We start from the raw sequence: 13008 nt of genomic DNA, 5'->3' as shown, positions 1-13008 counted from the left end.
CCGTCCCGTGTATACAAGGTCATCGAGCGAGATCATGCAGGAAGAGCGATGGAGTTTTTGAGAAAGCCAGAGAAGCGGTCTTTGCGTTTAACCGTAATATTGCTGTCGAGGGACAAGAACATGGTCTCATTGAAGTCGCTATTTTAGCGGCTTTTTATTTTATCGGTACAAGTTCTTGTCCCGAGCCAAGGACAAGAACTTGTACCGATTGTCGGAAAGGACAAGAATATAGTCCGATTACCGATTAGGCCTGTATCTAATCGTCATCTTGCCCTTCAATTCATTAAACTAACGGGCAGTATAGTTCCAATATGTGGTACTATTTGTTTAGGCAATGATGGGGAAATTGTAGTCATTAAGGGGGGAGGTATGGCGACCACAATAGGTCTTATTAGACATGGGGTTACTGAATGGAATACTCTTAGCAAGGCTCAAGGAATATCTGATATACCGCTAAACGAAGAAGGAATAGAGCAAGCAACTGCACTGGCAAAAAGATTTTCAAGCGAAGAGTGGGATGTTATATTCTCCAGTAATCTTACGAGAGCTAGGCAAACTGCCGAAATTATTCAGCAATGTTTAGGAGTACCCGTATTCAATGATGAACGTATTAGAGAGATTAATTGCGGGCTAATTGAGGGCACCACCGAGGAAGAGCGTATCACTCGTTGGGGAGCAAATTGGCGTGAGCAAAATCTTGGTATGGAAGATTTCAAAGTGGTCGCAAAGCGAGGTCTAACTTTTCTCGAGAAACTGATTAAAGAATATGTTGATAAAAGAATATTAGTTATAAGTCATGGAGCATGGATTGGGCTGTCATTACAACATCTTTTGCCGCAACATTTCCAAAAAACGTATATAGATAATACTTCTATAACCATTCTTACACACACTAACAACAAGTGCGCATGCCAATTATATAACTGTTCCAAACACCTTTAGCTATTGTGGACTAAGCTAACGGGAAACGTTAGCTCAATAAAACAAAAAAAAGCAGCCGATCATTGTGATTGGTTGCTTTATTCAACTAACGGATAGGATACTTTCAAGATTAGACGCGGTGAACTACACTAAAAGTATCGACGAGTTTATCGTCGTTAGCAACTATTAAGCAGGATAATACAGTTTCTGGGTCGAATTTGGTTGGCGGTAAGTTAGAATGGGGGGGGGGATAAGATCTGGAAAAGTACGGAAGTGACAAGGCACGTTTTCTAAAAGAAATAATGGATTTGATGGTACCCATAGAAGGCGGATCAATTGAACTACGCGATTTTCTTAATACAGATAAATGGCTTAGCACTGATTACGCTTTATCTAACCCAGGAAGTAGTAAAAAGACTATAACGTGGACTGAAGCTATAGAGCCATTCCATGTAATGAAGTATCCAGTAACACAGCAGTTATATCATTTTGTCATGCATGAAGAAGAAATAGAGCCGATTGTGAGTAAGCTGCCAATTACGGAAGTTTCGTGGATGGATGCTATTACTTTCTGTAATGAGTTATCGAGAAAGCTTGGCAGGATGGAATGTTACACAGTTACAAACGAAAGTGAGAACACAATATTTAACAAAATAGCGAATGGATTTCGATTACTGTCAGACGCTGAATGGCAGTATGCGTGTAAAGCAGGATCAACGGGATATCGGTATGCAAGAATTGATCATATTGCATGGTATCAAGGAAATTCCAATGGATCTGTTCATAAAGTAGGACAGTTGCTTCCTAATCCATGGGGACTTTATGACTTGATCGGTAACGTCTGGGAATGGTGCTGGGATCTATATGATGCTGAACGATATGGGAACTATAGAGTTTTCAGGGGAGGCAGTTAGGCTGAAGTGGAGAACAATTATGGTTCTACGAGTAGAAGGAAAAGCATGCCCAATTTTAAAATAGATGATCTTGGTTTTAGAATAGCACTTACAAATCCTTGAGAAAACGACACATCGAGTATGCTCAAGTCGTTGAGCTGACGGTAGGTGTTCAACTATCCGAAAATATAACTTACTGATGACCAGAAGGCAAGATTATAGAATCACCAAATGTCGCGAGACACAAACATTGTTCCATTCAAAGTCGCTATTATAGCGGCTTTTTTGATTTAAGGAACCAAGTTCTTGTCCCAAGCCAAGGACAAGAACTTGTACCGATTACCGTAATAGACAAGAACAGCGTCCGATTGCCGATTAGATGTGTACTTAAGTAAAAAGTACATAAGCCCTCATTAGTACCAAATATTTTATATAAGAACATTCACTTTAAAATATATTACTTATGTAACATTTCTCAAAGAAAGACTCTTAAATTATAGTTCTCTTTTTTGTCTCAGACTCTCAATAAAAACAGGTAGTTATCTGGATAAACTTAATTGAACGAGTAAATGAAATAATAATTGCTTCTCGATCGTGTATGCGATATATTGCATATAAGAATAATTGTAATGAGGATGAAAACAATGCCAATACCTAAAGATTTTTCCTTACCAGTCCGTATGTCCGCAAAAGAAAGAGCCTTTTCTCAGATTCAACGATGGATTATTGATGGAACACTGCAACCAGGTGAAAAGCTTATTGATGCGGAAATGGCTGAATCGCTTGGAGTCAGCCGGACACCGATTCGGGAGGCATTTCAGTTACTCGAAGTTCAAGGCCTCGTGTCCATGCATCCAGGAAAAGAAACAAAAGTAACGAATATTGAGAAAAACGATATTTTTAAGATGTATTCAACGATGGCTGCTCTTCAGGCCTTAGCTGCTGAAATCACCGCCCAAACTATTGTTCCAGAACAGATCGAGAAACTAAGATCCATAAATTTGGAATTCGCAAGTTCTATTAAAAATGGACAAGTTTATCAGGCTATGGAGGTGGATGAGCAATTTCATAATTATATTGTGGAGCTCTCAGATAATCCTTATGTAGCTACATTCAATACATCTCTTCAGATTCACATTAGGCGATTTAAATACGTATTTTTAAAACAACCTATTACGGCTACACTAGCTTCAGTTGAAGAACATGATCAGATTATTAAAGCTTTTGAAGGCAAAAATATCAACGATGCCCATAATTTAATGAAACAAAATTTTATTCGACCGATGCAGGAACTGAACGAAATACTTTGAAATGAGGGAAGAAACATGGAAAATAAAAAAGATCTTCGCATTCGAAGCAAGGTAATCAGTGAAGGTGCTAACCGGGTACCGAACAGAGCGATGCTGCGTGCAGTTGGATTTCAAGATGAGGATTTTAAAAAGCCAATGATCGGAATAGCAAGTACGTGGAGTGAAGTAACACCGTGTAATATGCACATCAATGATTTAGCGGTGCAAGCTAAGCGGGGCGCACGTAATAACGGCGGTGCTCCACTAATTTTTAATACGATTACCGTTTCTGATGGGATCTCGATGGGGCATGGCGGGATGTTGTTCTCGCTACCAAGTCGGGAAGCTATAGCTGATTCGATTGAAATTGTGACCGGAGCCGAGCGTTTTGACGGCGTTGTTGCAATCGGTGGGTGTGACAAGAATACGCCTGCATGTTTGATGGCTATTGGACGGATGAATATTCCTTCTGTTTATGTATATGGAGGAACCATTCAACCTGGTAATCTCGACGGTAAAAAAGTGGATATCGTTTCAGCTTTTGAAGCCGTTGGGCAATATCAAGATGGAAAAATAACAGACGAACAATTGCATAAGGTCGAATGCAGTGTTTGTCCAGGTCCAGGGGCTTGTGGGGGGATGTATACCGCTAATACGATGGCCGCAGCTGCAGAAGCAATGGGTATGTGTTTGCCTGGTTCTTCTTCGACATCAGCTATCTCAGCGGATAAAGCATTGGAATGCGAAGCAGCCGGTAAGCAGGTCATCTCACTTCTTGAACAGGAAATCTACCCAAGAGACATTATGACGAAGAAAGCATTTGAGAATGCAATCACCGTTGTTATGGCTCTAGGGGGATCAACCAACGCATTTCTCCATCTGCTAGCTATTGCGCACTCCGTAGAAATGGATTTAACCTTGGATGATTTTGAACGAATTCGCTTGCGTGTTCCTCATTTGGCAGATCTGAAGCCAAGTGGTCAGTATGTCATGCAGGATTTGAATGATATTGGTGGTGTTTCCGGGGTAATGAAGCTATTGCTCGCTGAGGGATTACTTCATGGGGATTGCCTCACCGTAACTGGTAAAACGTTGGCGGAGAATTTAGCGGAAGCTGCTCCACTACAGAATGATCAAGAGATTATACGTCCACTCAATAATCCGCTTAAACCAAATGGACCACTGGTTGTGCTTCGAGGAAACCTAGCTCCTGAAGGCGCTGTTGCCAAAATGTCAGGCATGAAGATACAACAGTTTTCCGGACCGACAAAGGTGTACGATAGCGAAGATGAAGCGACAGAAGCGATCATGAATGATGAAATTCAAGAAGGGGACGTATTGGTCATACGCTATTGTGGTCCTAAGGGTGGACCAGGTATGCCTGAGATGCTTTCCGTTACAGCACTCATTGTAGGGAAAGGTCTCGGGGGGAAAGTTGCTCTCATAACAGATGGTAGGTTCTCGGGTGGCTCGCATGGATTTGTAGTTGGCCATGTATCACCTGAGGCACAAGTAGGTGGACCGATCTCTTTACTAAAAAATGGGGACATTATCACCATCGATAGCGACATTCAGGAAATTAAGGTTGAAGTGCCAGAAGAAGAGTTGGCCGCTCGAGCGCAAGCTTGGGTACAACCGCCACTGAAAGTGAAATCCGGTGTACTTGCCAAATATGCTAAATTAGTTTCCTCTGCTTCAAGAGGTGCAGTAACAGATTTGATGGAGTAGACAATTAAACATTGATGCTATATATAAAATGGGAGGGGAGAAGCTACTACAACGAATGCATGAAGCGCGCTAAACAAAAAAACGCCAGCTTTAGAGATCAAGAATGTCGCAAGAAAAAGATGAAGAATTTAGTTTCATCATTTGAGAATGAAGTGCACCCCCTAGAATAGACATTGGAAAAACCCCTGAGTTTAGCCGATGAAATTCTAGGGGGTGTATTTTTGCTTGTACCGTTTCTCGACTTTCATTAATTGGGGGTTCGCTACGAATAGCAGGCAGGTTCCGGCTATGCAGGAATGTTTGGATGGTCTAAATCTCGAATGAGTAAATATGGATTAGGATTGCCAATGCAAGTCGCTAGGCCAATTAATAAGAAAGGCTTATATACATATGTACAAAATACGAGTTTTGTGAAATAGTAGGCGTATTCGAATTCCACATATACGTTTTCCTATGGTTCGACCATACCAGTAAACTGGTAATAAAATTGAGTATAACGCACTAAGTAGTTTGGCAATCGGCTCAACCGCATCAAAGTTACCCGTCAGCACACCTGCAATAATCACTAACGGAATTGAAATAATAAGACTATCCAATACACCTGCTCCTAATCTAATCCAAAAACCTGCTTTATACAAAATGCTTTCCTCCAAACTATAATTTTAAACTAAACGGCTAATTTACTTCATGAACTCCCTTCATTAAAATATCTAACTTTATGTACACAACTCAAATAGTATAACGGAAAATTTTACCTTTTTACGCTAAAACTCCTATTTCATTTTACTTGCATCTTTTGTGAATTTTATAACAAACTATCGAATCAACTTAACCGCTGTTTCCTGTTCACTACTTACTCTTACATAATCCTTTCTAACTGAGCCCCCAATGAAAATACCATAATAATTATGTAAACCAAGAAGGCTACTCAACATTTGTTAAGTAGCCTTCTGTTCGTTCTGTATCTGCCCTCTTCGCCAAATCTTATTCTCCATGATAGCATACACTAAACCGGCGATGGCATAGATCCATATCGATGTCATTCGATTCAGATGGTATCCATTCACGAAATATGGATGGTACATGAGATCAAAAACCCACAGCCCGCCCCATCCAAACCCAATCATATAGATGAAAGTTCTCATCATAGGAAAGCATACATATTTCCGCAGCAACCATGAAATCGGGATAAGAATAACAATATAAAAAGCGAGTAAATAGTGACCGAATCCCAGGATGAAGGACAAAATATATATCAAGCCCCCTAGATTACGTAAGCCGTAATACTCTGTCGTTGTAATATGGTACCCTTCAATCCTCTCAAGAACGATGAGTGCTGTAAAGAAGATCCCGATAAATATTAGTCCTAATACCATGTAACGTTGAACAGCGTTCACCAACATCAGATCACCCCAATGTCTAAACGCAGCCAGAACCTCTCAAGTTACATGATTTCAAACAAATTACGTCATTACACTAGTTCCCCATTAGGTTCTGTTAAAGTTAATCCATCATGAATTGCTCTAATCCAACGACTACTTCTGACCTTCCAGAATCATCGTACCCAGGCGGTCCATAAGCTCCATTCTCCCCATCGCTGTGTACGAATAATTGTAATTATCGTGACACTGGAGATTTTATAGATCTTTTCATTCTTCACTGTGTTCATGTTATTTCACACCTTACTATCGACCATCTTGTTCTCACTATTCTCCATCAGCAGCAAACGATCCGGATTGACCGAAGCCAGAGCCTCAAGCATTCTGTTGTAATTGCCACAAACGAGCGTAGATACCTGAATAATCTAACACTTGTGCATGTGTCCCCTGCTCTACGAGCTGGCCTTGGCCCAATACAATAATCTGATCGGCGTTCTGAATAGTGTTTAATCGGTGTGCAATCAAAATAACAGTCTTGTCTGCGACCAGCTCATTAATAAGCCCTATTGGACATATGACCTCGTCGCTTAACTTGAGATTGACTGGTGAAGTATTTACATTCTCGCCAAGCAAAAGAAATGTTGTTGGAGAAATTGTTTTTACTTGTATAGATAAATATGACTTCTTTGATCTGTAACTCCCGTAATATTTTCCATTTAGTATGGATAAATATGTGAAGTGGTTAAGCAGAAAAATGCCACCATCGATGATGGCGACAGGGTTTCATTCGATAAATGTAATGTCGTTAATAAGCGGTACTACTGTCGCCTATTGAATCCAACTCTTAGTATGTTATATTATATTTTAAGATTCTATAACATATAAAAGGAGTGATGAAATGCAATCGCCAGCATTAACAATTGGAGAACGGTTAAAAGGAATACGAGCAACTAGAAATCTTACACTTGAAGATGTTTCTAAACTTACTGATGTAAGTAAGCCTATGCTTGGACAGATTGAAAGAGGACAGTCTTCACCAACGATTACAACTCTTTGGAAAATCGCAGTGGGCTTAAAAGTTCCTTTATCTTTATTATTGGAAGAGCTAGAAGATGAGTGCAGTGTGGTTGATACACGGTCCAAAGACGCTATCATTGAAGATGATGGAAAAATGAGAGCATTTCCTGTTTTTCCTTTTGACCCTACCCGTAACGTTGAAATATTCTATATCGAATTTGACCCTGGATGTCACCATCCATCTGAAAGGCACCTTGATGGTGTGGAAGAATATGTTTTTGTGGTACAAGGTATGTTAGAAATGGTAGTCAACACAAAAAAAATTGTTCTAAAAGAAACTCAAGCACTCCGCTTTCGTGCTAATGTTTTTCATTCCTACAATAATCCCTATCAAGAACCATGTGTCATTTACAACATGATTTTTTACCCAAGAACCTAGGCAATTGAAAAAGTAAAAGATTTTTTCAAACAATATGGTATGGATTCTGAAATTATCGAATTTGAAGTATCTAGTGCAACCGTGGATTTGGCAGCATCTGCATTAGGTTGTGAGCCAGAGAGAATCGCAAAAACACTTTCTTTTATGGTGAATGGACAAGCTGTTTTAGTAGTTGCCGCCGGGGATGCAAAAGTGGATAACAAAAAATTCAAAGAGTATTTCAAAACAAAAGCAAAAATGCTTTCTCCTGATGAAGCCATTGATATGGTTGGTCATGCCATTGGAGGGGTTTGTCCATTTGCTATCAAAAATGATGTTTCTGTTTATCTAGACATATCTCTAAAACGTTTTGAGACAATCTATCCAGCTTGCGGGAGTAGTAATAGTGCTATTGAACTTACAATAAAACAATTAGAAAAATACTCTAGTTATTCAGAGTGGATTGATGTATGTAAAGGATGGAATGATTGATTTATAGTAGTTCTAATGGGGGAGCGCCAACATTTTGACTGTTTTATACGCTAAATATTAGCGGACATTTGCTTAAAGCAGGAAAAATTCGCTGTCTTTGCTCCTTAACGTCCTTAGCGTATATTTTCGTTAAAATGTTGGCTGTACCCTCAATCAACTATGAAAAGCTTTCCAGAACGAACCTTCTGTATTAATGATATCCTTGATCTGGGCGAAAGGAATCGTAAACGTTGGAAAACCTGCCGCATAGGGACCAATATCATATGGATTGAAGTAGAGATGAAGAGCATCCGCTGTGACAAAAAACGGCTGATCCGCACTAATCCCCGTATAGGTGTCCGGAAACACATACGAGTATTGAGGATCATTTTTGATCTGATCCCCCACAATCTGGCTCAACACTTTTACATAGTCACTATTTGGTTTAAATAAATCCTTCAACTCATACAACTGACCATTTGTCAGATTAATGATCGCATAGATCATCGTAGGCATACCATGCGCTGCACCCGCCGGGTAGTTATAACCTGTGAGTTGCAGTTGTAGCAATTGCTGCTGATAAAACGTTATATCAAAATCACCTGTATACGTATAATCCAGCTGCTGATCGGCAGGGATCGGTTTAACTTGGGAGAGTTGCTTCAACTTGGCATTCAGCGCAATTTGCTCCGCTTGGTTCGTTAATCCCTCCACCTGCGGATAATATACGAGATAGTCCCTGTTCGGCTTATATTTCTCTTCGCGTACACGGTACGGCGGATGAAGTGGAACGATTGTATTTTGCCGCCAGATGATCTGTCCGGCCCGGTTCACATACGATAAGCGCTGGTCTACATAGGCCTTAATCAGATCTGGTGCCACGACCTCCAGCGTACCCGAACCTTCTACATGTGGATACCCAGCGGCAGGTCTTCCACTCAGATCCAGCAGATAGGTTTGTCTGCCATCCGATGCGGAAGCAAGGCCGTTTTTGTAATTACCCACTTCGCGATATAGGAACTCCGTAAGTCTTCTGCCATTGGTATCTGCAATCGCGTATACAGAGCCAATATACGGCTGCTCCGGATGAATTGCTTGCCCTAGCGCATAACGATGCTCGCCTAGTTCGCGGATGTCATTATAGGCGGGTTGAATGATAAACGATCCCTCCGTATTAATAACACCGTAGATCGATTTGTAGTCCTCTGCTGTATTAACGATCGCTTGCCCGTTGTTAAAAGGAAATGCCGATGAAAATTTGGGCTGAATACGAATATTACCCCGTTCGTCGATGTACCCATATTTGCCCGAGGCCTCTTTTTGAAAAGCAAGCAGTCCATCCCCTAGTGGTCCCACATAGGCATATGGATACGTTGCGAGCCGATGTCCATTGCGATTAATGAGTGCATATTCATTGTCCTTAATCTGCACAATCGCTTTACCATCTTGAAAATCATTCGCAGAAGCGAACTGTGCAGGTATCACCTCATTGCCCGACGCATCCAAATAACCATACCGACTCACCGATCCATCTGCCTGCCCAAGATTAGAATCGTAAAATAACGCTCGACCGTCGTTCATATTTGAGATATACGGGTACGCCCGTCTGGTCAGGACTGTACCTTGTTCATTAATCATCTTAAATCCTTGAGAATCAATTGTTATCGCCCGTTCTTCGGAAAAGGAATTGATGGAATCGTATACAGGTTGAACGACATACTGCCCCTGAAGGTTAATTACGCCGGCACGACTACCCTTCACAACCACAGCCAATCCATTGGGTTGGAACTCTTGCGCGTCATCCAGAACCGGCTCAAGCCGAATGTGGCCTTGGGCATCCATGTACCCCCAACGCGTCCCACTCGTGGTTCGAACGGAGACTGGATATAACCATGTCGCTACCCGGGCATGACTTATAGGGACCATTGCCTGCTTAATTTTCTTTTCTAGCTCCAGCAGCGCCGCTCTGGAAGGGTACGCTTCCGGGAAGCTGAGTGCTTTTTGAACGGAAGCGAGTGCTGCGGGATACTGGCCCGCATGGTACTGAGCATCCGCAAGGTAATACCAGTAAAAGATATAATCAGGATATTGCTGGGTTAGCTGCTCGTAATATTGCACCACTTTGGGATAAGAGGTTGCATATACGTCCGGTGCAGGAACCCATTTCCCATTCTGCCATCGGATAATATCCACACGATAGGCTTCACCTGTGTCATGTATCCAGAGTGCAATCTCCACTTTCCCATCTCGGCCATGCGGACCAGGCATATCTATAATCTCTGCATAGCTATAGTATAGATCGTCAGGCGCCAAATCTTTGAGCCCTGATTCCGTCCACTCATATACGGCAAGCTTAGACCAAATAGAACCAATCCGCCAACCGATAATGAGATTGTTCCTTGCCGTTGAAGTTACAGGGGCTGCAGTCATTAAAGTCACCCCATACCCCAATCCCTTAATTAGTGCCATCTTGATCCAATGTCCTTGAACAAATTTCAGAATGAGCAAATACAGCTCACCATTCAACTGATAGACTGCAGCAATCTCCGGCATGCCGTCACCGGTAAGATCTGCCGCATAGATCGCTGGATGTTGAACAGGTTTATCAATAGTGACGACCGTTGCACCAGCCGGAATATGTTGATTCACAATTTGCGTTAACAGCGGTTCGCTCATGGACATCTCAGTTTCCTCCCTTATGACCGCATTCGCCTAATGGTATGCGTCATAAATCGGGATATGACATGTAATTCATTTTATATAAGTTGAACTAAAGAATATTCACACTTACCACTCCGATGACAGAACACCTTCCGATCGCTGTTATCCCCATATTTTTGATTCACCTTTTAATTATTCTTCTTGCAAAGTTACTTTTTCTCCATTGATTAGCAGGTAGCTCACATCATTCACCGGAATGGTCTTAGGGGATATCCACTTAATGAGATCCTGATCCAGCTGGAGGAAACCGGATTCGCCAGTCAACTTTGTACCATCCTTCAGGTGCACTTCAATACTCAGATCCTCCATCCGAATCATACTCAGTGCCTCACCTGTAAGTGTGACACCAACCGGGGAAAGAGTAACATTTGCCTGTAAGCCTCCATTTGTATCAAGCTGAATGTTTCCTGTTTTACTCAAAGCATTTTGACTCAAGTTAAAGGTCGTTTTCCAATTTCCCTGCACAACTTCACTTATGCTCGTAAAGCTGCCTTGAATTCTCAGCTTATCTAAATCGTCAACAGCAGACAGATCATACACAAACTCCTCATAATCTCCTCCGTACCCGACCCCATCTTTCATATAATGTCCATAGCTAATGGAATATTCAGGTATATCGAGTTTTTGACCTTGCTCATCCGTGAAGTAGAAATATCCATGATTATACTCGCCTATCTCATTATTCGGATTAATCTGAATGTGTAACTTGCCCTCCACAAAACCTATATTGGAAATATGCATCCAATCAATGCCGGAAACGGGGACATTCGTTACATCCTGATGCAGTACCGGAATTGGATCATTTTCCAATTTAAAATCGGTTTTACCTCCCAAGCCACTTATACGATCTTGATCCACGATATCATAGTTATTGTTTTTCTTTTCTTGTAACAACTGCTCCCAGTCCACTTGTACGTTGTAACCATCTTGTCGAGATGTACCTGACATCAGCGTATTGACCTGAACTGTAATTCGATTTTTGCTGACTTTTCCTTGAATGAGGAATCGGACAATAGCCGTTTTATTCGCATCATCATAATGAATAATCTGAGCGTTGTTTGCATTACCTCCGGTTACTCTGTAATCATATACATCCAGTGTATCGTCAATGCGATGACCCGTCAGATCCGATAATGAAACATAGATTTCCGTTGTATCTCCGTCCCTGACAGCACCTATAACCTCCATTCGAATACCTTGATCTTCACTCACCTGGTGAACAGGCTGAAGAATGCCAATCCGATCTGCACCTAGAAAATGAAGAATAGAAGGCAGGTCAATGATGCCCACCGATGCAGCTGCACCTGTAACAAGACATAACGATAATGCAGCGGTTACAGGAATATAGATGGCTTTGCGATACCTTTTTCTTTTATTCATGGACTTCTTTGTCTGTGCGGATGGAGCGGATGGATATAATATAGGTGGATAAAATGATGAATCTGATCTCGTAACGGTTGGTGGTTCATTCATCGCCAATTTATCATAGAACAACTTTTTAATATTAAAGAGGTTCTGCTCAGTGAATTCTTTTTCGGATTTTCGCATTTGATCGCCTCCTTTATTTCCTGTTCATCCACCATGTCCTCAATCGTTGCCTTGAGCGATAAAGCTTGTTATGGACTTGCCTAACGTGTAGGGACAATGCTTCCGATATCTCATGGGGTCTCTGTCCTTCGTAAAACCGACGTTTCATAATCTCCCGTTCCGGTTCTGGAAAAGATTCAATCATTTGATTAAGTTCCGTATATGTCTCTTTACTGATCATCTGAACCAACAAATCATCCGTTTGCACCGAATGAATCTCCTCTTCATATGTAAGCTCAGTTCTTCGATTGAGTTTCCGGTAGCGATCAATCGCTTTATGTTTTGTGATTGTTGCAAGGTAATTTTTCAGGCTGCTTCGCCCAGACTGGAATGCATCCGGATTCTGCCAAAAAGCAAAAAATGTATCTGCTACGCATTCTTCAATCTCTTCTGTCGAAGCATGATGTAGGATGGAATGAGCAATCTTCCATAACAAACCTGCGTAGTGGTTCATCACCCATTCCATGGCTTCAGGATCACGATTCGCTACTGCCTTCCGTATCTGTTCTTCTTCCACGATTAGATGTCCCCTCCCTTCCATGCTCATATGATCACGAGTGCTCGTGTTGATCCGTGCTTCCTAC

Annotated in this window: 9 protein-coding genes and 1 pseudogene; 6 read left to right on the top strand and 4 right to left on the bottom strand. The window is 41.5% G+C overall.

Annotation, left to right across the window (positions count from 1 at the left end):
* The first annotated feature begins 369 nt into the window (after positions 1–369).
* The 4 genes and pseudogenes from J2Z28_RS18605 (at position 370) to ilvD (ending at position 4831) form a co-directional block, all read left to right on the top strand.
* Complete coding sequence (locus J2Z28_RS18605; protein WP_211083618.1) at positions 370–942, top strand: histidine phosphatase family protein; 573 nt, start codon at positions 370–372, stop codon at positions 940–942.
* A gap of 290 nt (positions 943–1232) precedes the next feature.
* Positions 1233–1937: pseudogene (locus tag J2Z28_RS18600) on the top strand (formylglycine-generating enzyme family protein).
* A 521-nt stretch (positions 1938–2458) separates the two neighbouring features.
* Positions 2459–3124, top strand: a complete 666-nt coding sequence (locus tag J2Z28_RS18595) for a GntR family transcriptional regulator (RefSeq protein ID WP_211083617.1) — start codon at positions 2459–2461, stop codon at positions 3122–3124.
* Between the two features lie 15 nt (positions 3125–3139).
* Positions 3140–4831, top strand: coding sequence for a dihydroxy-acid dehydratase (gene ilvD / locus J2Z28_RS18590; RefSeq protein ID WP_211083616.1), 1692 nt, complete (start codon positions 3140–3142; stop codon positions 4829–4831).
* A 380-nt stretch (positions 4832–5211) separates the two neighbouring features.
* On the opposite strand, the gene J2Z28_RS18585 is transcribed toward ilvD, so the two are convergent.
* Complete coding sequence (locus J2Z28_RS18585; RefSeq protein ID WP_244988386.1) at positions 5212–5469, bottom strand: RDD family protein; 258 nt, start codon at positions 5467–5469, stop codon at positions 5212–5214.
* A 1639-nt stretch (positions 5470–7108) separates the two neighbouring features.
* Between J2Z28_RS18585 and J2Z28_RS18580 the strand changes: the two genes are divergently transcribed.
* Entirely contained in the window at positions 7109–7666 is a 558-nt protein-coding gene (locus J2Z28_RS18580; RefSeq protein ID WP_211083615.1) for a helix-turn-helix domain-containing protein, read from the top strand.
* Between the two features lie 39 nt (positions 7667–7705).
* On the top strand, positions 7706–8137 hold the full coding sequence (locus tag J2Z28_RS18575; RefSeq protein WP_211083614.1) for a YbaK/EbsC family protein: 432 nt from the start codon (positions 7706–7708) through the stop codon (positions 8135–8137).
* 153 nt (positions 8138–8290) lie between these two features.
* Here the strand turns inward: J2Z28_RS18575 and J2Z28_RS18570 are convergent, their stop codons facing one another.
* The 3 genes from J2Z28_RS18570 to J2Z28_RS18560 form a co-directional block, all read right to left on the bottom strand.
* Entirely contained in the window at positions 8291–10798 is a 2508-nt protein-coding gene (locus J2Z28_RS18570; protein WP_211083613.1) for a WG repeat-containing protein, read from the bottom strand.
* 171 nt (positions 10799–10969) lie between these two features.
* The gene (locus tag J2Z28_RS18565; protein WP_211083612.1) at positions 10970–12385 is read right to left on the bottom strand and encodes a DUF4179 domain-containing protein; all 1416 of its coding nucleotides are present in this window, start codon (positions 12383–12385) and stop codon (positions 10970–10972) included.
* 13 nt (positions 12386–12398) lie between these two features.
* Positions 12399–12941, bottom strand: coding sequence for a sigma-70 family RNA polymerase sigma factor (locus J2Z28_RS18560; protein WP_211083611.1), 543 nt, complete (start codon positions 12939–12941; stop codon positions 12399–12401).
* Positions 12942–13008: the final 67 nt, after the last annotated feature.

This window comes from Paenibacillus xylanexedens (assembly GCF_017874615.1).
Taxonomy (GTDB): domain Bacteria; phylum Bacillota; class Bacilli; order Paenibacillales; family Paenibacillaceae; genus Paenibacillus; species Paenibacillus xylanexedens.
This window is presented reverse-complemented; position numbering and strand designations above follow the sequence as displayed.

Bases quoted from the DNA above. Each gene is read 5' to 3' on its own strand.
- J2Z28_RS18605 (WP_211083618.1), top strand. From the start codon at position 370: ATGGCGACCACAATAGGTCTTATTAGACATGGGGTTACTGAATGGAAT.
- J2Z28_RS18595 (WP_211083617.1), top strand. From the start codon at position 2,459: ATGCCAATACCTAAAGATTTTTCCTTACCAGTCCGTATGTCCGCAAAA.
- ilvD (WP_211083616.1), top strand. From the start codon at position 3,140: ATGGAAAATAAAAAAGATCTTCGCATTCGAAGCAAGGTAATCAGTGAA.
- J2Z28_RS18580 (WP_211083615.1), top strand. From the start codon at position 7,109: ATGCAATCGCCAGCATTAACAATTGGAGAACGGTTAAAAGGAATACGA.
- J2Z28_RS18575 (WP_211083614.1), top strand. From the start codon at position 7,706: ATGGATTCTGAAATTATCGAATTTGAAGTATCTAGTGCAACCGTGGAT.
- J2Z28_RS18570 (WP_211083613.1), bottom strand. From the start codon at position 10,798: ATGTCCATGAGCGAACCGCTGTTAACGCAAATTGTGAATCAACATATT.
- J2Z28_RS18565 (WP_211083612.1), bottom strand. From the start codon at position 12,385: ATGCGAAAATCCGAAAAAGAATTCACTGAGCAGAACCTCTTTAATATT.